Origin of the sequence: Agrobacterium sp. CFBP 3001 (genome assembly GCF_027871605.1) — a bacterium.
In the GTDB taxonomy this organism is placed as follows: Bacteria; Pseudomonadota; Alphaproteobacteria; order Rhizobiales; family Rhizobiaceae; genus Agrobacterium; species Agrobacterium leguminum.
The window spans coordinates 75439-96991 of the sequence record NZ_JAQAHD010000019.1 but is presented as its reverse complement, the minus strand read 5'-3'; the positions used below and the strand labels follow the sequence as shown (position 1 = coordinate 96991).

At 57.1% G+C, this 21553-nt stretch carries 24 protein-coding genes and 2 pseudogenes; 8 read left to right on the top strand and 18 right to left on the bottom strand.

Translation table 11 applies throughout. The annotated features are described in order from the left end of the window. Positions 1 to 9: 9 nt before the first annotated feature. On the bottom strand, positions 10 to 678 hold the full coding sequence (locus PH605_RS20460) for a hypothetical protein (RefSeq protein ID WP_078053769.1): 669 nt from the start codon (positions 676 to 678) through the stop codon (positions 10 to 12). Between the two features lie 116 nt (positions 679 to 794). On the opposite strand from PH605_RS20460, the gene PH605_RS20455 reads away from it, so the two are divergent. Together PH605_RS20455 and PH605_RS20450 are read left to right on the top strand one after the other, a co-directional pair. Next, positions 795 to 1274: a PPC domain-containing protein gene (locus tag PH605_RS20455; RefSeq protein ID WP_078053770.1), complete on the top strand. Its 480-nt coding sequence runs from the start codon at positions 795 to 797 to the stop codon at positions 1272 to 1274. Between the two features lie 110 nt (positions 1275 to 1384). Beyond that, entirely contained in the window at positions 1385 to 1693 is a 309-nt protein-coding gene (locus PH605_RS20450) for an FCD domain-containing protein (protein WP_223215703.1), read from the top strand. Between the two features lie 402 nt (positions 1694 to 2095). On the opposite strand, the gene PH605_RS20445 is transcribed toward PH605_RS20450, so the two are convergent. Both PH605_RS20445 and PH605_RS20440 read right to left on the bottom strand, forming a co-directional pair. Next, positions 2096 to 3463: an FAD-containing oxidoreductase gene (locus tag PH605_RS20445; RefSeq protein ID WP_078053797.1), complete on the bottom strand. Its 1368-nt coding sequence runs from the start codon at positions 3461 to 3463 to the stop codon at positions 2096 to 2098. Then, the gene (locus tag PH605_RS20440; RefSeq protein WP_078053798.1) at positions 3460 to 3921 is read right to left on the bottom strand and encodes a DUF4126 family protein; all 462 of its coding nucleotides are present in this window, start codon (positions 3919 to 3921) and stop codon (positions 3460 to 3462) included. The genes PH605_RS20445 and PH605_RS20440 overlap by 4 nt, the downstream gene beginning before the upstream one ends. 352 nt (positions 3922 to 4273) lie before the next feature. Here PH605_RS20440 and PH605_RS20435 point away from each other — a divergent pair. Then, positions 4274 to 4498, top strand: a pseudogene (locus tag PH605_RS20435) (glutathione S-transferase N-terminal domain-containing protein); the annotation flags it as partial. Between the two features lie 498 nt (positions 4499 to 4996). Here the strand turns inward: PH605_RS20435 and PH605_RS20430 are convergent. The 4 genes from PH605_RS20430 to PH605_RS20415 form a co-directional block, all read right to left on the bottom strand. Further along, positions 4997 to 5656: a DUF2161 domain-containing phosphodiesterase gene (locus PH605_RS20430; protein ID WP_078053800.1), complete on the bottom strand. Its 660-nt coding sequence runs from the start codon at positions 5654 to 5656 to the stop codon at positions 4997 to 4999. A gap of 144 nt (positions 5657 to 5800) precedes the next feature. Then, entirely contained in the window at positions 5801 to 7300 is a 1500-nt protein-coding gene (locus tag PH605_RS20425; protein WP_080855004.1) for a tripartite tricarboxylate transporter permease, read from the bottom strand. 38 nt (positions 7301 to 7338) lie between these two features. After that, positions 7339 to 7818: a tripartite tricarboxylate transporter TctB family protein gene (locus PH605_RS20420; protein ID WP_080855003.1), complete on the bottom strand. Its 480-nt coding sequence runs from the start codon at positions 7816 to 7818 to the stop codon at positions 7339 to 7341. Between the two features lie 73 nt (positions 7819 to 7891). After that, on the bottom strand, positions 7892 to 8872 hold the full coding sequence (locus tag PH605_RS20415) for a Bug family tripartite tricarboxylate transporter substrate binding protein (RefSeq protein WP_142845878.1): 981 nt from the start codon (positions 8870 to 8872) through the stop codon (positions 7892 to 7894). A 237-nt stretch (positions 8873 to 9109) separates the two neighbouring features. On the opposite strand from PH605_RS20415, the gene PH605_RS20410 reads away from it, so the two are divergent. After that, positions 9110 to 10135: a LacI family DNA-binding transcriptional regulator gene (locus tag PH605_RS20410; protein ID WP_142845877.1), complete on the top strand. Its 1026-nt coding sequence runs from the start codon at positions 9110 to 9112 to the stop codon at positions 10133 to 10135. A gap of 10 nt (positions 10136 to 10145) precedes the next feature. On the opposite strand, the gene PH605_RS20405 is transcribed toward PH605_RS20410, so the two are convergent. Next, a complete protein-coding gene (locus PH605_RS20405) occupies positions 10146 to 11318 on the bottom strand; it encodes an L-talarate/galactarate dehydratase (protein ID WP_078053805.1) in 1173 nt (390 codons plus the stop codon). Positions 11319 to 11430: 112 nt separating this feature from the next. On the opposite strand from PH605_RS20405, the gene PH605_RS20400 reads away from it, so the two are divergent. After that, positions 11431 to 12321, top strand: a complete 891-nt coding sequence (locus tag PH605_RS20400) for a LysR family transcriptional regulator (protein WP_078053806.1) — start codon at positions 11431 to 11433, stop codon at positions 12319 to 12321. Positions 12322 to 12493: 172 nt separating this feature from the next. Here PH605_RS20400 and PH605_RS20395 read toward each other — a convergent pair whose 3' ends face one another. The 4 genes from PH605_RS20395 to PH605_RS20380 form a co-directional block, all read right to left on the bottom strand. After that, positions 12494 to 12916 (bottom strand): type II toxin-antitoxin system VapC family toxin, encoded by a 423-nt coding sequence (locus PH605_RS20395; protein WP_078053807.1) that lies wholly within the window; start codon positions 12914 to 12916, stop codon positions 12494 to 12496. Then, on the bottom strand, positions 12913 to 13167 hold the full coding sequence (locus tag PH605_RS20390; RefSeq protein ID WP_078053837.1) for a type II toxin-antitoxin system Phd/YefM family antitoxin: 255 nt from the start codon (positions 13165 to 13167) through the stop codon (positions 12913 to 12915). Before PH605_RS20390 ends, PH605_RS20395 begins: the two co-directional genes overlap by 4 nt. Positions 13168 to 13666: 499 nt before the next feature. Then, positions 13667 to 15721 (bottom strand): 2Fe-2S iron-sulfur cluster-binding protein, encoded by a 2055-nt coding sequence (locus tag PH605_RS20385; RefSeq protein ID WP_112967583.1) that lies wholly within the window; start codon positions 15719 to 15721, stop codon positions 13667 to 13669. A 54-nt stretch (positions 15722 to 15775) separates the two neighbouring features. Continuing rightward, complete coding sequence (locus PH605_RS20380; RefSeq protein ID WP_080821278.1) at positions 15776 to 16387, bottom strand: glutathione S-transferase family protein; 612 nt, start codon at positions 16385 to 16387, stop codon at positions 15776 to 15778. Positions 16388 to 16507: 120 nt separating this feature from the next. Here PH605_RS20380 and PH605_RS20375 point away from each other — a divergent pair, with 120 nt between their 5' ends. Beyond that, entirely contained in the window at positions 16508 to 17401 is an 894-nt protein-coding gene (locus PH605_RS20375) for a LysR family transcriptional regulator (RefSeq protein ID WP_080858341.1), read from the top strand. A gap of 353 nt (positions 17402 to 17754) precedes the next feature. Here the strand turns inward: PH605_RS20375 and PH605_RS25385 are convergent. The 4 genes and pseudogenes from PH605_RS25385 to PH605_RS20355 form a co-directional block, all read right to left on the bottom strand. Further along, a pseudogene (locus PH605_RS25385) lies at positions 17755 to 17886 on the bottom strand (IS110 family transposase); the annotation flags it as partial. Positions 17887 to 18134: 248 nt separating this feature from the next. Further along, positions 18135 to 18500, bottom strand: coding sequence for a hypothetical protein (locus tag PH605_RS20365; RefSeq protein WP_080821232.1), 366 nt, complete (start codon positions 18498 to 18500; stop codon positions 18135 to 18137). 146 nt (positions 18501 to 18646) lie between these two features. Next, complete coding sequence (locus tag PH605_RS20360; protein WP_059759462.1) at positions 18647 to 18928, bottom strand: hypothetical protein; 282 nt, start codon at positions 18926 to 18928, stop codon at positions 18647 to 18649. Between the two features lie 148 nt (positions 18929 to 19076). Further along, on the bottom strand, positions 19077 to 19418 hold the full coding sequence (locus tag PH605_RS20355; protein WP_003519959.1) for a hypothetical protein: 342 nt from the start codon (positions 19416 to 19418) through the stop codon (positions 19077 to 19079). Positions 19419 to 19721: 303 nt separating this feature from the next. Between PH605_RS20355 and PH605_RS20350 the strand changes: the two genes are divergently transcribed. Further along, positions 19722 to 20009, top strand: a complete 288-nt coding sequence (locus PH605_RS20350) for a hypothetical protein (RefSeq protein WP_104680355.1) — start codon at positions 19722 to 19724, stop codon at positions 20007 to 20009. 13 nt (positions 20010 to 20022) lie between these two features. Next, on the top strand, positions 20023 to 20343 hold the full coding sequence (locus tag PH605_RS20345; protein ID WP_035265084.1) for a hypothetical protein: 321 nt from the start codon (positions 20023 to 20025) through the stop codon (positions 20341 to 20343). Positions 20344 to 20645: 302 nt separating this feature from the next. Here PH605_RS20345 and PH605_RS25380 read toward each other — a convergent pair whose 3' ends face one another. Together PH605_RS25380 and PH605_RS20335 are read right to left on the bottom strand one after the other, a co-directional pair. Beyond that, complete coding sequence (locus tag PH605_RS25380; RefSeq protein WP_442866771.1) at positions 20646 to 20870, bottom strand: hypothetical protein; 225 nt, start codon at positions 20868 to 20870, stop codon at positions 20646 to 20648. Positions 20871 to 21205: 335 nt separating this feature from the next. Next, positions 21206 to 21481, bottom strand: coding sequence for a hypothetical protein (locus tag PH605_RS20335; RefSeq protein ID WP_003519968.1), 276 nt, complete (start codon positions 21479 to 21481; stop codon positions 21206 to 21208). Positions 21482 to 21553 lie beyond the last annotated feature (72 nt).

The following is a 21553-nucleotide window of genomic DNA, read 5'->3' as shown; positions in this document are numbered from 1 at the left end:
CCCCGGCGTTCACACCGGGCGCAACAGGCTTCCTGTCGTTCGCAAACGCTCTTCCAGCAATTCCATAAGCTGCTCCTCGCGAATACGACCCTGCCCCAAGCCGAGCTTCATTGCCAACTCGCGCCAACCATATGTCGGCCGGACCTGGGGTGCACCATAGGCATCAGCGAACCATGCAAGAGCGACTGCATACCCGTATCCGTATTCCATCTCGACCGAGCCGCCGACAGATACCCAGATATCGGCACCGATAAAAATCGGCGTCCTGAAATCGCCACCGACAACCATCGACGAGTCTTCCCTGGACGCAAAAACCCAGTCCCTGACGACGGCATCTCCAGTGACGAAGATAATGCTGGCCCAGTCATTGTCGATACTGCCGCAGTTCAGATCGCCAAAGACAACGAGGGTAACATGCCCATCGCCCCCTTCGATGCATGTTGAGACTTTGCCGCTGACATGCAGGTTTCCGTCGATGACAGTGATCCATGAAGACGGGACGAAATCCCCGTCAATCGCGAGATCGCCGCGATGAATGCACGCGTCCGCGGTTTCGTTTTGGGGTCCTCCGGACACCAGCTGAAACCTCGACAGGGCCTCGGCCACGGCGGGGTCAGGAAGCTTCCTCGACCTCTGGATCACAAATTCCTGCCACTCTGCTGACGTTACGCTGTTCAAGGGCAGCCACTCTCCTCTTTTCGCCGGATATGCCTGAACGGCAACATGCCACTGGCTTTGACCGAAGCGGACCCTAAAAGGCTGATGTAAACATGTCCAGCAGGGGTGGTTTGCGCATGAACGGCTTCCTGGAGTACCTCTGGGGAAGCGGGCTGTTCGGACGGGAAACAATGATTGAAAGACTTCTACCAGTTTTGCGCCTGTTGTCGGTCGTCATCGCGCTGCTTTGCCCGGCGGATATGCCCGCTTTTGCGGAATCTCGTTACGTCACCGCCGGTACAACGGAACAGCCTGCCGATTTGGGTAAGGTCGAAGGCGTCCTGACCTTCAGGGGACGAACCGGCGAAGGGCCAATGAAGGACGCCTGGTTCGCCTTCACGTTGCCGAACGCTACCCGAGTCAGGATCGCGGCAGACCAACCAGACGTCACATTCGACCTGCGCGTGGTTGGCAGTCTCGGCGTCGATGGCCTTTTGATCAGTACTGCCTTCTCGCATGAACCCAGCATCGAATACGAAGTGAATGCGGGGACGTATCTGTTGCGTACCTATACGGACAACCCCTCAAGCTACACCATCACCATAGAGGCAAACTGACATAGGCACAGATAAGAGCGTTGACCTGACGATTTTATCTCTGTCAAAACGTCGATCATCGCGGTCTGTACGATGGTGCTTCGCAGATATTGAGAAGGCACTCCGGCGTCATGTCCGCTGACATCGCCGTGGCCACTCCGAAAACCAAAAATGCAGAGCAAAAGCTGCCGATGGTCGATACCCCACGGTACCGAAGCGGGCTTGTACGCTCTGCGTTCCTCATTTTCTTCTCCGGTTCGTCATACCGCTACGTGCGGGTGTTGCTATCCAGCTTAGACTATGACCAGCAATCGCAGGACGAGCACCGTGCTCTGCTAAAGCCTTGCAGAGATCGGGATATCGACGCTGCGAGTGCAATTTTGCAGCGTCATTTGCTTGAGGGAAGTCGCAAGCTCAGCGCGGCCGCTCAGTCGAGCTAAGGCGGTTCGCCGGTTCAGCGTTCGGCCATGCCTTGAACTGCCACGGACGGGGCCGACGACAGCTTCTTATCGAGACGAGCGAAATTACTTTGTTTTCGGATCCGCTGTCGTTGAGACGGGTGGCAGGGACGTTCGCCTTGATGGGATCAAAACCACCGACGCTGTTATTACAAACTCCCTCAGCACGAGATCGGCAGGCTAAGCAAGAGCTTGGTTTAACGTCACGGTTGCTTTAGAGGCAGTAAGCAGCCTGCAATTCTCTGGGCCCATTGTAAATGGCTGCCGCCCAAACAGGTACGACCCACAATCAAGATTTCCGCCCCACGAACTGGGTCTGCAGTGGGTGGGACTGTTTCCCTAACAATGAGATTGGCAGACTGCTTCAATGTTGTTCGGTCCTGGCTAAGCGTCAGGTTCCCTGAGGTCGCCGATCAACGTCGGCACCAGTTCGCCGACGGTCGGATGGATCGGTACGGCCCATCTAAGTTTTTCGGTCGTGGCTTCCATGTTCATGGCATCGAGAACGCCATAGACCGCCTCGTCACCCCCCACCCCGAGAAAGGCGGCACCGAGTACCTGGTCGGTGTCGGCATCGGCCACGAGTTTGAGGAGGCCGAGCGTCTCGCCCTTCTCGACGGCGCGGCCGACGCGGCTCATGGGACGGGTCGAGACCTTGATCCGGTGGCCGGCCTCTTTCGCCTGGCGCTCTGTCATGCCAACACGCCCGAGCGGTGGATCGATGTAGAGGCCATAGCCGAGGATGCGGTCGGTCACCTTGCGGTCGCCGCCGTCGAGGAGGTTCGCCGCCGCGATCTCGAAATCATTGTAGGATGTGTGGGTGAAGGCCCCTCGCCCATTGCAGTCGCCAAGTGCCCAGACACCGTCGGCAGTCGTCTGCAGACGCTCATCGACGGTGATGAAGCCGCGCCGATCGGTCTCGACGCCTGCGAGATCGAGCCCGAGATCGTCGGTATTCGGCTGACGTCCGACGGCGACCAGGACATGGCTGCCACGAACTTCGCCCTGATCAGTCCGCACGACCACGTCTGCGCCGTCTCTGGCAATGGATAGCAGATTGTGGCCCCGAAGAATCTGGATGCCATCCTTTGTCAGTACATCCGCGATGGCTTGCGAGATATCCGTGTCCTCCCGAGCCGCCAGGTGCTGCCCGCGCTCGATGACAGTGACCTCCGCGCCGAAGCGCCGATACATCTGGGCGAATTCCAATCCAATATAACTGCCACCGAGAATGACCAGATGCTTCGGCAATTCCTCAAGCGCGATCATCGACGTGCTCGTGAGATAAGGCACGTCGGCGAGGCCCGGAACATCGGGGATATGCGGCCGCGCGCCCACATTGATGAAAATCTGCGGGGCGGTGTAGCGCTTCCCTTCCACGGATACCGCCTTCGCGGCGACGAATTTGGCGTGGCCATAGACCACATCCATCGTCTCGAGACTGTCGAACCAAGCCGCCAGACCGCTTCTCGCGTCTAGGGTCACCTTCCTGGCGCGGGCTGCCACGGCCGACATGTCCACGATGGGCTCGCCATCAATCTTGACGCCGAATTCCGATGCACGCCGGGCGACCTCGGCGGTCTTGGCACTGGCGACCAGGGCCTTTGTCGGCATGCATCCGGCATTTACGCAGGTTCCGCCAAGAAACTTCCGTTCGATCAGGACTACCTTGCGGCCCATCGCGGCCATGCGGGCGGCGAGGAACGGTCCGGCCTGTCCTGCTCCAATGAAGATCGCGTCGTACTCCCTCATGACACGGCCGTCGCGGCGAGCAGTGCAAGTGCAATGGCGACCGCATCTTCGATGAGGGCGGCGGGGAGATCACGGCCGAACCGGTTGGCGAGATAGCCGCGACCAGCCGCACCGCCAAATGTTCCGATCACAGCGCCGACGACACCCGCGAGGAGCCCAACAACCACCATGCCCTCAGTTGCGGCGATCGTCGCACCGCTGAGAGCGCCCGCCGCGATACGTGCTCCGAACTGCATGGGCACTTTGCGTGAAGGCGTGCTGGGAAGCTGGTCGGTGATGAGTTCGATGATGGCAAGCACGGTAAAAATCGCCACGGCCCAGATCGACCCCATGAAGGAGAGACTGCTTTGTGAAATATCGAACCATCCGAGATAGGCACTCCAGGCAACTACGGCGGGAGCGGTCATGGCGCGTAGACCGGCAACGAATCCTATGAGAATTGTGAAAAGAATGAGCATGCGGGTCCCCAGAAAGTTGCGCAAATCAAGAACGTGCCGCGGCGCCTAATGGGCAGAGATATAGCGGGGCTACCGTACACGTCCGGAGGCATCACTCCGGAGGAAGGCTGTCAGCGTTGATCATGCCCCTATTGATCCACATGCCGTGTCCTAGGCCCGGTAAGTCTTAAGCGTACCATTCCCGAGCAGTTCGGTCGATAGCGGTGCGGAATCGACGCAGAGAACGAGATCACACGGCCCCCAGCTTACAAAGGGTCAGCGCTCAGTTGAGCTCCATGTTCGCTCTCAATGCATTTTGGGGACCAGCAATAACCAGCCCCGTTAGTGGTTTGCATGACCAATGGAGTACAACATAAGCGACTTCGACCTTTATTATTGGCCAGTTCCGTTTCGAGGTCTCTTCATTCGCGGAACTCTGGCCCATTGTGGGAGTTCCTGGGATGAACACGATGTCGATGCGGTTGAAGGCATTATGGATCTCGGGGTGGAAAAGCAGCCGGTCGCTTTCAAGGGGCCACCCGTTCTGATTGACCGTGAGCGCAATTTCGCAATCTCTCAGATGCTGGTGATCGTCATCTAATCATTCCGAAAGGTAGCTGGTTGACTTATGCCGGCGAGGCGCCATCGCTTTGTCTGTTGTGCAGCCGGTCCGGATTCTGAAAAGACTCAAACTGACGCCCCTGCTATTCCACAATCGTTGTAGATGAGCCGAACAAGCCACGGAGATTCGGCACGAATATTCCGGCTTGCCTCAACTGTCACAAAAAAGATGATAGCAACGCTGCTATTCTGCGCCTTTCCGGCCAGCCAAGCGCCTCTCTGGTAAATCAGCTTCGCCTTTTCAGTAAGAAGCGGCGTGGCGGTGGTCCCCCTACCACTGATCATGAAGTGGACCGTCGAACATTTGAATGAAGAAGACATCGAACCGATGGCCGCTTAAGGCCAGAGGGCTTGGTCCTGCCATGGAAGCATTGACGGCCTGGTGGAACAAATGCGGAAAGAGCACCCCCAAAAGGTGAGTCGGGGACGCAAGCCGACGCCGAAGATCTGAATGGAGTGGTGTGAAACCGCGGCCTCAAATGCAGTCCTGCTGCGGCCATCGCTGCAAGGCTTCACATCCGGCCGGCGTCAGGCCATACACTCCTCGATCGAGCCGCTCAAACCAGCCATAAACATTCGCAAGCAGGATCTTCCCTGCATCCGGAATGCTGGACCTGACCTGACGCACACGCATCGGCCCTGACGACAGCGCCAAAGCGCAGCCAAGCGCCTGCTGGCGATACGCGGTCATGATCGGCGCGCGGGTGCTTCCGCCTGCTGTTGGATCGCCGCGTCGTTTCCGGTGTTCACGCATGAGCCGCGACCGCCGTTTCGGATTGGTTCGCGGCATCGGCGATATCGAACCAACGATCATGCTGACCTCGCCGGTATCGGCGATACCGAGCATGCCGATCCCGAGCCTGCGGCAAAGGTCGCGGTAACGCCTGTCGGCCTCGCGGCCTTTACCCCTGGCCGAGACCCGAGCCGCGATCCAGACTTCATCGGCGATAGCCGCGCGATCAACGGCCTGCAAAATGAGTTCCAGATTGAAACTCAGTTTCAGCTCGCAAATCACGACAACCGGCGGATCGCCATCGCTCAAACCGACAAGGTCGCAACCGCCAACTTCGCCCTTGACGGTGTAACCCGCCTTTTCAAGAAAGCCTTTGATGGGCAGATAAAGCGATGTTTCCATGTGCCTGCAGGTTCAAATGAGTATCCGCCCCCAGATACATCGATACCCCCACACAGGACAACCTTCATGGCCGTCGCCACGCGGCTTCGGATCGTCCGCAGCAAGATAGTCGCCGAGCGACCTGATGGGATTGTTATAATCTCACTATTCGGTGAACGCTTCCTCCCGTTTGCGGCTGATGCTCGGCGACAGTACCAGCGCCAGCACCGCAACCGCAAAGATCAACAGCGACAGGCTAAGCGGGCTGCGCAGAAAGATCGTCGGATCGCCCTGGCTGATCAGCATCGCACGGCGCAGATTTTCCTCCAGCATCGGCCCCAAAATGAAGCCGAGCAGCAAAGGCGCCGGTTCGAAACGCATCTTGCTCAATGCAAAACCGACAATGCTGAAACCTGCCATGACGAAGACATCAAAAACGCTGTTGTTGATGCTGTAAGCGCCGATGCAGCAGAAGCCAATGATCGCCGGAAATAAAAGGTGGTAAGGCACGGTCAGCATCCGGACCCAAAGCCCGATCAGCGGCAGGTTCAGAATGACGAGCATGAGATTACCCGACCACATGGAGACGATCATGCCCCAGAACAGGCTCGGCTCCTCGGAGATCACATTCGGGCCGGGCGTGATGCCCTGGATTATCATCGCACCGACCATCAACGCCATGACCGGGTTTCCGGGAATGCCGAGGGTGAGCATGGGAATGAACGATGTTTGCGCGCCGGCATTGTTGGCGGCTTCAGGGGCAGCAACCCCTTCGATCGCACCCTTGCCGAACTCGACCCGGTTGGGAGAAACCCGTTTTTCCACAGCATAGGCGGCGAAGGAGGCCAGCATAGCCCCACCGCCCGGCAGAACACCGAGGAAGGACCCAAGTGCGGTGCCACGCAAAACGGGCGCACAAATTCGCCGGAAATCGTCTTTCGTCAGCATCAGTCCCGTCACACGCTTGACGCCAACCGAACGCTCCTGCTCGTTTTCCAGATTGCGCAGGATTTCACAAATACCGAATATGCCCATGCTGACGGCAACGAAATTCAATCCATCATAGAGTTCGGGAATATCGAAGACATAGCGTGGTGTACCACTTTCGACATCCGTGCCGACAGTGCCAAGCAGCAGGCCGAAGACGATCATGGCGAAGGCCTTGAGCAGCGAACCGCTTGCCAGCGCGACGGAGGCGACAAGCCCCAGAACCATAAGGGAGAAATATTCGGCTGGCCCGAAGTTGAGCGCGACTGCGGCAAGTGGCGGCGCGGCAACCGCAAGCAGGATGGTCGCCACCGTGCCGGCAAAGAAGGAGCCGAGGGCTGCGGTTGCGAGCGCTGCCCCCGCGCGGCCGTTGCGCGCCATCTGGTAACCGTCGATCACGGTGACGACCGAAGAGCTTTCCCCTGGCAGATTGATGAGAATGGCCGTTGTCGAGCCACCATATTGCGCGCCATAAAAGATACCAGCCAGCATGATGAGGGCGGATTCCGGCGGCAAGCCGAAGGTGATCGGCAAGAGCATCGCGATCGTGGCCGTCGGCCCAAGCCCCGGCAACACCCCGATCGCAGTTCCCAGAAGACAGCCGATGAAGCCGTAAAGCAGGTTCATCGGCAGGAAAGCGGTGGATGCGCCGAGCCAGAGGTTAGAGAAGATGTCCATAAGTAATCCAATCCGGTTTCGGGGCTGACTGGCGAGCCCTAGAAAAAGTCACCGATGAAGGGGATCCACGGTCCGAAAGCCTGGAGAGGGAGCGCGAGGAGCTTGGTGAAAAGCAGGGCGGAGCAGCCCGCCAGGAACAGGCCCAACAGGATGGAATGACGCCAGTTGACATAACGACTGGCCGCCGATGCCCCGACAATGAGCAGGAACATCGTGGGTGCAAGGCCAAGCCCCGCCAGCACGAGACCGAAGCCGACGGGAGCGAGGATCACCAGAAAATAGGCCTTCCAGTTCCAGGTTTCGGTCTCACCTTCCTCAGCGCCTACCATCAGCGACTGGATGAGGATGAACGCGCCAAGCGTCATCAAGATCAGGCTGAGCATGGTCGGGAAATAACCGGGGCCCATCTGGAACGAGTTCCCGACCTCCAGATTGCGACCGAACCAGATGAATAACAGGCCGGCAAAAATCATCGTCACGCCGCCGGCGAAGTCGCGACCGTTTTTTATCTTCAGCATGGCACTATACTCGCTGTGGAAATGTGCCGGCCGGAATGACATCGAAGGAAATCATACCGGCCGGCAGCCTGCATCACTGCGGCGGGACGTTCGCGGCCTTGATGACCTCGGCCCACTTCGTCGTTTCCTTGTCGATGAACGCCTGGAATTCGACCGACGTATTGCCGACCGGCGTCACACCCATTGCTTCGAGTTTCGCTTTTATCGCCGGATCCGCGATGATCTCCTGGACTTCCTTGCTGAGCTTTTCGACGATTTCCGGCGGGGTGCCGGGAGGCGCAAACAGGCCATGCCAGGAGGTCGCCTCGAAACCGGGAATGACGCTTGCCATGGTCGGCACGTCGGGCAGCAAGCTGGCTTTTTCCAGGCTGGTGACGGCGAGCGCCTTGACCTTGCCGGCCTTCACCTGCTGGGCAGCGGTCGGAATATTATCGAACATCATGTCCACATGGCCACCAACAACGTCGAGAATGGCCTGGCTGCTGCCTTTGTAAGGCACATGCGTGATCTCGAGATCGGCCTTGGTGGCCAGAAGCTCGCCCGCAAGATGGATGGACGTCCCGACGCCGGAAGAGGCGTAAGTGTGCTTGCCCGGCTCCGCCTTCAGGAAGGCGATCAACTCCTTGACGGAATTCGCCTTTATCTTATCGGGATTGACAACCAGCACGTTCGGCAGGCTTGCAATCAGCGAAATCGGCGCAAATCCCTTTTCCTTGTCATAAGGCAGGGTCTTGTAGAGCGTCTGGTTGATCGCGTTGGAACTGACCGTTCCCATACCGATCGTATAGCCATCAGGCTTTGACCGCGCGAGGTCGCCAAGGCCGATATTGCCGCCGGCACCGGGCTTGTTTTCAACGATGAAACGTTGTCCCAGCCTCTTGTCCAATTCTTCAGCCACAAGGCGGCCGAATGTATCCGTATTGCCGCCTGCGGCAAAAGGAACAATGACGGTCACCGTCTTGGACGGATAGTCTTCGGCAAAACTGGACTGGAGACCGATTGCGGATATTGCGGCTGTGACAGCCGCAAACGTCATGAAACGCTTGAGGTTCATAGTAATTCCTCCACTTTTCTGGCTTCCCGCCAGCACTGCTCACCACCCTTCGAAACCCTCCTCCCGAAGAAATGGAAGCGCTTTCATTTTAGCCCCAAAAATCTCTTCCGCAACCGCAGACGGTGTTTTTTTAATCATTAAGTTTCAACATATTAACTTGAATCACCACAATACTTTAGACGAACATCTTGATTAAGCTCAAAATGAAAGCGTAAATCATTTTGAGGGGAATGAAAAATGGCCGACCACGAGAAAAGCAGTTATATCGCACCAGGCGGGCCGGTCACGCTCGCCGACATTGCAAAGCTCGCGGGCGTTTCGCCGGTCACGGTTTCCCGGGCGATCAATACTCCCGCTCTGGTCAAGCCCCGCACGCTGGAGGTGATTGAGCGGGTGATCGCAAAAACGGGTTATGTGCCTAATCTGTTGGCTGGCGGCCTTGCTTCCCGGCGCACCCGGCTGATCGCTGCGATCGTCCCAACCGTTTCCAGCACGATCTTTGCCGAGACTATCGAGGGGCTTAACGCTGAACTCGTCGCCGCCGGCTATCAACTGCTGCTTGGCCTTTCCGGTTATGACAATGCCCGCGAGCTGGAACTGACACGCGCGATTTTGGCACGCCGTCCCGATGGCATCGTCCTCACCGGCATCACGCATCTTAAAGGGACACGCGCCATGTTGACAGGCGCGGGCCTGCCGATTGTCGAGATATGGGATTCCACCCCCTCACCGCTCGACACTGCGGTCGGCTTCTCGCATGCGGCGGTTGGCGCTCTGGCGGCCGAGCATCTGCTGGTCAAGGGCTACGACCGCTATGCCCAGATCGGTGCCAACGATCCCCGCGCCGTTCAGCGCCGCGACGGTTTCGTCGGTCGCCTCAGAGGGGTCGCGGATGTCGAGTTACCAGCGCTGGAAATGAATTCACCCTCTACCTTTCGGGACGGAAGATTGGCGATGGCGCAGCTTCTGGACAGTGGGCAGGGCACGCTCGGCGTATTCTGTTCATCGGACGTCGTCGCCCACGGCGCCCTAGCGGAAGCAAATGCACGCGGCTGCAGCATACCCGATCAGCTCGCCGTTATCGGTTTCGGCGATTTTGACTTTGCTCCCTACACACACCCGCCATTGACAACGATCCGTATCGATCGCCGTGACATCGGCACCAAGGCAGCGCGCTCCATTCTCAGAAAGATAGAAGGCGACGGGAATGTGGAGGCCATGATCAATATCGGTTTCCACATCGTTGCCCGCGGCACCGCCTGACGCAGCGCGCTTACGGCCGCTTGCCAAATTCCGCCGTGGCCCGCGTCCAGTGATCGGCCTGTTCCGAAAGCGTAATGCCAAGACCTGGCCGGCTTGGCACCAGCATGCGGCCATCCCTGATCTCCAGCCGCTCGTTGAAAAGCGGATCGAGCCAGTCGAAATGCTCCACCCAAGGCTCAAGCTCGTAGGCGGCCGCCAGATGGAGGTGGATTTCCATGGCGAAATGGGGCGCAAGCTGCAGCTTCCTGGACTCTGCCAGCGCGCAGATTTTCAGGAATTGCGTGATGCCCCCAACGCGCGGCGCATCGGGCTGGATGAAATCGACGGATTTATTCTCAATCAACGAGATATGCTCCAGAACGCTCGCCAGCATTTCGCCGGTTGCGATCGGTGTATCGAGCGTTGCGGCGAGCGCCGCATGGCCTTCGACATCATAGGCATCGAGCGGCTCTTCGATCCATGTCAGATTATAGGGCTCCATGAGACGGCCGAAACGCATAGCGGTGGGGCGATCCCACTGCTGGTTCGCATCAACCATCATCGCCACCCTGCCGCCGAGGCGCTCATGCACCGCCGCGACGCGTTTGAGATCGACAGCCATATCGGGCTGACCGACCTTGATCTTGATCCCACCTATGCCCGCAGCAATCGAGCGCTCGACATTATCGAGAACTTCCTCAATCGGCGACGACAGGAAGCCACCTGATGTGTTATAGCATTGCACGGAATCGCGGTGGGCGCCGAGCAACTTGGCAAGCGGCAGGCCTGCACGTTTCGCCTTGAGGTCCCACAAGGCCACATCGAAGGCTGCTATCGCCTGGACGGCAAGCCCGCTGCGACCGACCGACGCTCCGGCCCAGCAAAGCTTGTTCCACAGCTTGCCAATGTCGTTCGGGTCTTCGCCGATAAGGACGCTCGCGATCTCCTTGGCGTGTTCATATTGACCCGGACCACCGGCACGCTTGGAATAGCTGAACCCAATGCCGCTATGGCCGTGCTTCGTCTCTATTTCCGCAAAGAGAAAAGCGACTTCGGTCAAAGGCCTCTGCCTGCCGGTCAAAACCTTTGCATCGCTTATCGGCGCCTTCAGCGGCAGGAAGATCGAGGAAAGCTTTATCCAGGCAATGCTGTCTGCGCCGAGGGCCTGTTGCCGGTGGCCGGTTTTTGCTGGCTGCGTATCCATCTTCGCCTCTCTGATTTTCACCCGCCGAGCGGCCCTCGTCTTGACTGATATCGCGGCAATCAATTTAAGTCCAAGTTGTTTTCTGTTGGATATTGATACCAGGATTGAATAGATGCTTGATTTGGGACAGGTCCGTTCATTTGTCGCCATCGCCGCCGAGCTGAATTTCAGCCGCGCGGCCCGGCGTTTGAATATGACCCAGCCTCCACTCAGCCGGCAGATCAAGCTGCTGGAGCAGGAACTCGACGTCACACTCTTCGAGAGAACCAGCCGCAGCGTCGTCCTGACGCCGGCAGGGGTAGCGTTTCTGGCGGAGGCCCGGAAACTGCTTGAACAGGGGGATGCAGCGGTAACCGCGACAAGAAGGGCAGCACGCGGGAGTGCGGGGGCAGTGAAAATCGCCTTTGTCGGCGCCAGCACCTATAGTTTCCTGCCGAGGTTCATCAGTCGGGCGCGTACTGCCGTACCTCAGGTCGAACTCGAACTGGTGCAGATGGAAACGGCCGAGCAGCTTCAAGCGATCAATGCCGGCGATATCGATCTCGGACTTTCCCGCCCGCTTACCGGCAATCATCATCTGGAAAGCCTGTGCGTTGCGCGCGAACCCATGATGCTCGCCATCCCTCGCGCGCATCCGCTTGCCGCAAAACGCCGACCTGCGCTGGATGCGCTCAATGGTGAGCCCTTCATCATGTTTTCCCCGCCTGCACGCTATCTGCACGACAAGCTGACCAGACTGATGGAGCAGAACGGTATTGCCCCCCGCGTCGTTCAAAGCATGACCCATTCTCAGGCCATCCTCTCACTGGTCAGCGCCGGCATCGGCCTGGCGCTAGTTCCGGCCGGCACCCAAAACGCCTGCTTCGATGATGTGATCTTTCGATCCTTGGATTTGCGAGAAGAATGTGTTGCAGAGCTTCACGCCATTTGGAGTCCCCACAACCGCAATCCTTTGCTGCCGGAAGTACGCAACATCGCTACCCTTGGGCATATTACGTTATGACCTTCATCTCCAGCAACAGGTTAAAATACATATCTTTTGAGGTATCGAGCTTGTTTCTCGAAGCCATTTCGCCTTGATATAATCTGAACGGCCGACCTCTGCATTTCGAAAACTCAATGAGGTTCCTGCCGAGCTCGCAGAAACAATTTCAAGGCGCCCCGCATGCCGGTCTTTAGGCACGCCATGGGTCTACGAGAACAACGCCTGTACCTTGGAAATCATGAATGTTGCGTGTGACAACCACTAGTCCATGCACGATCGCTGTCGCAGCAATGAGTGCATCTGCTTCATTGCGGCGATCCGGAATATGCAAGTGAGCACATCGCGTCGCAATTGCTTCATCGATAGAGATCATGCGCTCAGCGAACTCCGGTCGAACTCGGCTATCCATCCAGGTTCGTAAGCGAGAGCCCTGCTCGATGTCACGGCGCTGGATGCTGAGTATCCCGCGCTCAAGCTCTAAAATTGTTATGGCAGAAATATACAGATCACGAGAATCCTTGGCACCTAACCAAGTCGTCACGTTCAGATCAGCCTTACCGTCACCCACTTTACGGAGCTCGGAGACAACGTTTGTGTCGAGCAAGTATTTCAAGAGAGATCAACTTCGCGAGTTGCAATGACCGACCGAGACAGATCGAAATCGATATTCGACAATCCTGGCATTGAAAGCGCATCGACAAGATTGTGACGCTTACCTGTCAGACGCTCAAACTCACGGTACGTCATCAACACATGCGAAGGTCTGCCTCGATCGGTGATGACGACAGGCCCTGCCTCAGCAGCTTTTTTCGCTCTGCCAACATCGTGATTCAGTTCGCGGCTGGTCAAGTTAGTCGTAGCCATAGTCGCCTCCATGTAGGAACGTATCTACATATAACGCTTTCATTTTAATCTCGCAATCCCTTTCTTGCGCCGCGTGGCTGCCAGCCTTTTAAGCTCTTGAAGGGATCAGAACCCTCGCCCCGAGAGTTAGTCCGCCAAGCTATTGAAAATACAGACGGTGCATGCAAGCGGAGCGTGGGTTGTAATGTTGCGTTAAATTATGCAACTTTTGCTCCGGTGAACACCGACAAGTATTGAACCCAAGGCACTGCGGAAAGCGGCCCATCTTGCCTCCTTGAAGAGCATGGAACGACGACCCGCCGTAGCGACGGACTAAGTCTCAGAGGATCAAATCATGGACTTGTGAGATCGATGCAAGTGCTTCAGTGCATAAGCACATCCCCCAGCGCCAGGATCCGGAAGCGGTAACGCAGCAATTCAGTGTTTCTCAGAGAATATTCTCACTCACCTCGCCTACACGGCGGGGATAGGAAAACGCGCGTACCGATCCGGCCAGCCATTACAGTTCGAGCTTTAAAGCCTCATCCATTTGTGCAGGTACCGAACAGCAGATTAGTGCCTCTCCAGCTGCTACGGCACAGCCAGGCTCTGATTGATAGCTGACGGCACCCTTGACAATCTTCGTTCGGCAATCGCCGCAATTGCCTGCTCGGCAGCCGAAGACCGGACTGAGTCCGAGCTGCTCGGCGACTTCCAGCAACGCCCCCCCGCCTGGCTGCCAGAGTGTCTCTTTTCCCGACCGAGTGAAGACGACGCGGATCGGTGCCTTGGCTGCAGGCTTGAGCGGCAGAGAGGACGAGTAAGCACCTGGATCTCGCTTCAGGCCGGAAGGGCCAAACTGCTCTGCATGTATCCGACCGTCTGGGATATTTAGTCCGCGCAGCCCGTCATATATGGATTGCATGAAGGAAGATGGTCCGCAGATATAGAAATCATAGTCGTTAAATGGCAGATGTGCGTTCAACAGCGTCATGTCGACGCGACCGACTGCATCAAAAAGACCTTCGTCCTCGACATCGGGCGCTCCGAGCACCCGGATATCTCGAATTGTCCCTTCGCTGCGCTCAACCAGTTCGCCGATTTCGCGATCAAACGCTCTTTCAGCAGAGACATGCGACGACCGGAACAACCAGATTCCCCGCCGATAGCGCGTCCTGTCGCCAGTTTGGACAACGTGGCGCAGCATGGACAGCAACGGCGTGATCCCGATGCCAGCAGCGAGGAGAACGGCCGGCCGGTTCCGTTCCATCGCGTCGATGGTAAACGCTCCGACCGGTGGCAGTGCCTCGATCTCGTCGCCTTCACGCAGTGCGTGCAAGAGCGTTGATGCCCTACCCTGACTCTTCACGCTCAATCTGTAGAAGCCATCCAATGGAGCACTGGATATTGTATAGCTCCGACGAAGCGAGTCCGCCCCGTCCCTCATTCTGATCGGCAGATGCTGGCCCGCAAGGTGGGGAATGACAGCTTCTTCATCGACTGGTGCAAGGTGAAGCGAACGGACGGTGGAACTCTCCCGAATGGCCTTCTGCACGCGGAAGCGCCGCCACGTCTTTGGCTGGGCTGCTATCTTTAAGCGGCTAGCGGCCTCACTCCATCCGCCTGTCATCAAACTGTTCGGTGACATACCGCCTTCGATCAAGCTCCACCGCAGCGGCAAGGCGTCTTTGCGCATCACCACCTTCTCTGGCATGACATGCCACAGACGCTCGGCGCCCTCGAAGGCGGCAATTTCGGGTGAATCCAAAATGACGTCGACGCGGCCGGTGATCTGCAGCATGTCGCCCGTCTCGTGATCCACGAACAGAAGTCCGGCGCGCGAATTGATGATGAAGTTACCAAGCGTGTTGAAAAACTGATTTCCATTGAAATCCGGTATGGTCAGGCCACCATCGGCATCCACGCGGACGAAACCGCGTCGGCCGCCCCGATGGGAGACATCCACCTGCCGTCCCTCACCCTCGCGCTCCACATATGAGGCAACGAAGAGGGTGTCGGCAGCTGTGATGAGACCCCGTGCGTCTGCGTCCAGTCCATTTGAAACCAGCACCTCGGACCGCCTCGGCAAAGCCGGATCGCGCACAAAGCTGAACTGCCGATTTTGGATGTAGCGCGGACAGTTGCCGAAGCTCTGCCCGACTGAAACGGAAAAGCGTTCGTTGCCGCTGCGGATGACAGTACCATTTAGCCGATTGCGTCGGCGCGTTATTAGATCGACGCCAACCAGACCGATCGGTTCCCCATCGATGATGCCGGCTTCGGCCGGATCATCCGGATCGCTCGCGGCATTAATATCCAGCGTCAGAGGATCGGGCGAATGCAGAAAGCCTGGCCGTCCGCTGCGGATCGTCGCCCATGGCATGCCATCACGATCGACAGATCCGATCACGATGAAGGGCAGCAGCGAATAGAACTCCCGGTGCTGATCGAGCATAAAGGTGCGCAGGACCCTGCGGCCGATGGGGTCCATCTGCTCGACCACGCCGGCGTGCCGCTGCAACTGCAGTTCACCCGCATGCCATGGTGACGATGGTGAGGATTCTTCAGCAGGCATCGGCCTCTCCTTTGGGAAGGCAGCCGGAACCAAGGTCCCGGCCGCAAGATTGTCTCAGGCTGCGAGGCCGACCGGCGTTTTGGGGAAAGGGACGAAACCGGGCAAAGCTTCGATCCGCGCCAGCCACTGGAGAACATGCGGATGCGCTGCCAGGTCGACATTGCCTTCCGGCGCGCCAGCGATGTAGCTGTAGAGTGCGACATCCGCGATCGTCGGCGTTTCGCCTGTCATGAAGGGGTGATCATCAAGCTCCGCATTGATGAGGGCAAGAACCCGGTGAGCGCGTGCGATCACCTCCTCGGCCCGGAAATCTGCCCCGAAGACCGTAACCAATCGCGCCGCGCATGGGCCATAGGCAATCTCTCCGGCCGCGACGGATAGCCACTTCTGGATCTTCGCGGTGGAAGCCAGATCATCCGGCAGCCAGTCTTTGCGTCCGAACTTCGTGGCGACATAGACCAGGATGGCATTGGAATCGTTGACGACGACATCGCCATCTTCGAGCACCGGCACCTGCCCGAACGGGTTGAGCTTCAGGAACTCGGGCGTCTTGTGCTCGCCATGCGCCAGATCAACGTCGACAATCTCAGCTTTCACGTTGAGCAGAGAAAGGAAGAGGCGGGCGCGGTGCGCATGACCCGAAAGTGGAAAGTGATAGAGTTTCATCGCTGGCTCCCTTGAGATCCGGACACCATCATCCGGCGATGGCAGAAAGGTAGCGGCATCCATCTTTTCGTAGTAGAGCTCCATTTCTGGAGTCATCCTCTCGTTTTATGGAAGGCATATATGGATCGGCTTGATTCCATGGCGGTGCTGCTCTCTGTCGTGGAGCATGGCAGCCTTTCCGCCGCGTCACGCGCAATGCACTCGCCGCTCCCGACAGTCAGCCGCAAGATCGCCGAATTGGAGGCTCATCTCGGCGTGCGCCTGATCACTCGCACCAGCCGCCGGATTCTGCTTACAGAGGCCGGGGAGAGTTATGTCGCGGCAGCACGCGAGATTCTCGAGCGAGTGGAAGACGCCGAACGCCGTGCCAAAGGAGAATATGCGGCGCCGAAGGGTGATCTGACCATGACGGCGCCGATTGTCTTCGGCCGCTTGCATGTGCTGCCGGTGATCACGGACTTCCTGAAGGCCTATCCGGATATCAACATTCACCTGACGCTGAGCGATCGGACGGTCAGTCTCGCTGACGAACATATCGATGTTGCTCTGCGCATCAGCGCGCTTTCAGACAGCAGCCTGATCGCGATCCGTCTGGGTTCGATCCGCACCACGACCTATGGCAATCCCGACTATCTGAAGCGGCACTCCCTTCCCTCAAATCCTCACGACCTCAAGGACCATGATTGCATCGCCTTCAACGGAGTACTGTCAACGCGGTCATGGACGTTCCGCGACGGGGCAAAGGAAGTCGAAGTGCCGATCCGGACGCGCCTTTCCGTCAACACGGCAGAAGCGGCGGTCGATGCTGCAGCCGCCGGTCTCGGGATAACACGTGTCATGGCTTATCAGGCGAAGCGAGCAGTCGATGCCGGCTTGCTGGTGCCGCTGTTGGAGACTTTTGAACCGAAGGCGTCGCCGGTTCATCTCCTCCACATATCGGAGGGCCTGATGCCGCTCAAACTCAGAACGTTCCTCGACTTCGCAACTCCGCGACTGAGGGAATTGTTGAGATAGGGTAGGGCTTTCCCACATACAAAGGTTTTGTGAACGCCTTGAAGGGAGTCGAACCGCCGACCCCTGGGTTTTGTTGGCGGCATCTTGCCGATCCGGGCAACACTTACTTTCCGGAGTGGCCGGTCTGGGGCCGGGAGCGGACTGTCCGGTGGTGGACGCATTTATCGGATAGCTGTCGTTCAGTTACCAGACCTCCAAACAGACGTCTGATGCCGCTCGTTTGCGCATGCAGAGGGGCCGCCATTGTAACATGGCGGCCGTTTAGCCATGCTCAGAGGTTTTCCGTGTAGAAGGGATCAGTTTCGCCAACGCTCTTTCGACCGGCTCCGGTTTGTCATAGAGGTCATAGTGCGATCCACAGCATCGTTCTTCTCGCGCTTTACGAATGGACACACATACTGTGGTGTTGTCAGCCGTACTTCATGGCCGAGTTTCGTCAGTTCGCGTGACCAGTAATGAGCCATCCCGCAAGCCTCCATTACGACTATCGAAACGCCCTGCCCGGCTACAAACTAGGAAATGCTGCCGGGATAGCTTCCGCCGAAACTTGACCTCTTCGGAAAGCGAAGCTCCATGAATCTTGGAAAACGTTCTTCGCGAAATCGATCCCCCTCATAGTATTTGATGTCATGCCGCCGTCCTTTCACCCGTTGTGTTTAATCCGGCCATCCTCTGACAAGAACGCGCGGGGTGGGTGGACCATCAACCACACCATCTATGCAACGGGACCACGTTAATGGAGGGTTGACGCCGGTCCAGGCGAGCCAAAAAGAACGTCGGCTATCTTGCGGAGATGCTTCCTATCACCACCAAAAGAGTAGCCTTCCGAGTTCACATCGATGAAAGATGCGAAAACGAACGGCGTCGCCATTGATTCCAGTAGCATGGCTAAGCGTAACATCATTTCTACGTCAACTTTGACGTCAATAATTGCCCCGTCGACATCGCCGGCTTCCAACAGGTTCAAGACTTGCTCGACAGAAAAAACAGGGCCTGCAACGGTGGCTCCGGCGGCAGTAAGTTGCGCATGGCACGCCGCCGTCAACGACGGACGCCGCTCTACCACTATCAGCTTCTTCCCTCTGAAGGCGCGTAACACAGGAATATCCTTGCTCGTTCTGCGCTCGCCCGTGCTACGCCAGAGATAGATTTCTGCTGGAGAAAACTAAGCAGCGCAAGTGGCGTTGTATTACCGCTTGCCCATAACTGACCAGCGCAATCGCCGGCCAACTTGTGAAACGTTGATCACTGGTCTGACTCACCGCATTGCGATTCGGTATCCTTTTGCAGCGCCACTTCTATTTCCTCCGCGGACACCTGCAAAAACTGGCGCTTCACTAATTGTGCGGAGATAGCAGGTATCTCAAGGTGTGTTGCGACGGGTTGATACGAAGGAAAACTGAGACCTTCAATGAGCTGTTCATCAACGACCAGACGATATGTTCCAGCTTCCAAAGGTACTACTAATCCATCCAATACGAACGGATTCGCGAAGGTGATTTCTTTGTATGTCGTTCTTTCTTTCATACCCTTAAACTCTTTCCTGACACGTCATTCACACCGCGCCGCAACGTTTATCCTTGACCGTCATCGCTCTCCACTAAGTGGATTTCGACCCCCTGAGAAGGATTAACAAAGAGATTGCCTATAGCGCGCCGGCTTCGCTCTTCCAGGGCTATTCATTAGCCCCAATTGATCGACCACTGGCCTTCCTGAAAAAGCTGAGGACGTATATCGTGTTGCGCGGGACACTTCTGATGGTCTCAAGGACAGGCCGTGATTGGTAGGATTGATTGAGTGAGTCCGCATTCCCAAGACGGCGTTTCAATTGTGCTGCGAGAGCATCGGCAGATGTTTCTCCCGCAAGAAACAGTCTCATTACAAGAAACGCGGCCGTGTTGAATTGTCGCTGGTCATTGCCCAGCAATGTGGCGTTATAGCCCGCACTCTTCAAAACTGACTGGATCATCTCCATCTCTTTGGGGGAGATGGCTGCAAAACTGGGGTGGGAAGACATAATGTCCTCCTCTCGTTGGGGCTAGGGTAACCGACCCTCAACCAGTAGTGCCCGTGACATCGCTACCGACGCCTTACAGTGCGCCTGAATAGCTTAAGACGCAAGCGAATACGGTTTTGGAAAGCTCCAGCGAAGTTCACCAGCCATTCGCTGGTCATTATTGAGCGGCGGCTGCGTTCTAGCACATTGGAATTCCCTTGCTAATGAACCTCAAAACGCGCAGGCTCGTTCCTTCGGTAGCTTTTTTAAAGGGCGTTACCGCTTCAAGGTGAAATCCCTTGGCCCCAACGAAAGGAGGACACGATGTCTTCCACACAAGAATACGGCCCGATTTCGTCTCACGATCTGAATATGTTGCTGTCCCTGTTGTCAGATGCCGGCTTTGAAATCGACACGCGCTCGGCTGACGACCGGTCATTCAACAAGGCCACCCGCAAGATAATCGATCTTTTTCAGGGTGGAATGACCGACCCTTCCAAACTCAAAGGAGAAATGCTGTTCCTGTTCGGGGTACAGCAACGGGAACGTGTGCCATCTCGCAGACCACTCCCGAGATATGCAATCCAAGGTCTTCCGGGGTTCGGCAGATAGCGGGGAAACACCTGTGCGCGCGTATGTTCTTGGAAGTATGGTGCTTTGGTCCGCTTTCTTTCTGATCTGGTATTTGTTGACGCTTTATACCGGCAGCAAAGACCTTGAAGAAATGCGATCCAGTCCGGCCGGAGGAGTAGTTATGTCTGCGTCTCGATGCGGTGTGGAACTGGCGACTCTTCTCGCGATGAGCGACAAGCTCTTGAAAGCCGGCGGACCAGAAGTGCCGGCAGATTTACGCGCAAATATTGAACATTGCATCTCCTCTGATACAGCGAGTCGAGATACGCTTACGAAGACACAGCTCATAAGATTTTTCCCCGACGAAAAATAGCCTGCAGACTCCGCCCTTGATTTCATCAACCCCATCACAAAACTTGATGCTCTCTGTTTTCACTCTGTGCTATGGATCATGGGTGCGGACAGGTGTCCTTTGAGGCGACGGTGGCCAGAGATTTTTTTGATATGACGCGGCATCCGGCTACGCAGCCTTGGGAATTATCGGAGATTGATGAAGATCGATATCGCAGGAGCCCCCCCGAAGTACGCCCCCTGATGGCTCACGGCCGGAAGTCCCGATGAAGCGGGATAATCGATATAACCCGCAGCGCCGCCGCCATACAGCGTGACCCGATCTCAGCCGGGGTCGCTTTGCAGTCGTTCGACGAGATTCGGATTGGCGACGAACGGGCGTCCGAAGGCGATCAGAACTGCCTTGCCATCGGCCAGATGCGGCGTTGCAAGGTCGAGGTCACAGCCATTATTGGCGATATATGTCCTGCTGAAGCGGCGGCGGAGCGATCCGTATTCGAAGGGTGCGACCTCGCGCGGGCGGCCCGTCGCGCCTTCAACGACGTGAATGCAGGTGATGCCGAGAACATCAAGTCGATCGATGATATACTCGTATTGCGTCTGGGACCGCTACAGGAAATACTATTTGTAGGCGAAACTGGCGAAATCCGGCACACCCGTGCGCTCGCCGCCGATTTCCTGCACCACGTGGCCGTGACTTCGAGTATCAGACGCGCGCGGTTTTCCATCTTGCCGCCATAGCGTCCGTCCGGACATTAGGGCTGTGAGCCTCCCATATAGTTCCTGAAAGCAGACGCTCGCCAGCGACTTGCCGCGCGCAAAGCGGAACTTATCAACATGCTCATACGAAACAGCAGCGATGCGGCTCACGGCCCGATCTTCCACTAGATTCGATCATATGTGAACGATGTCAGCAGCGTGGTTACAAAGTTACTCGCATTATCCTTGACAAGCGCTTCCGTCCATTCATTCGTCCCGCGTAGCCGCAGGTCTGCATAAATGCTGTCGACGGCGGCCTCTTCGATCCGCTTGATGTTCGCCAGAAAGGCTTCCTCTCCGGCCGCATGATACATGTCTCGGATCACCATCCGCAGGATTTCCTGGATTGCGATCTGCCATGCCGTGTTGAGTGCCTGAAGTTCGCCGATACTGTCTGCCATAGGTATCCCTTTCGGTTGCGGAGTGCAACGGTTTGAAAGAAACTGCGGACAGAGCCTGATTGATGATCTCAC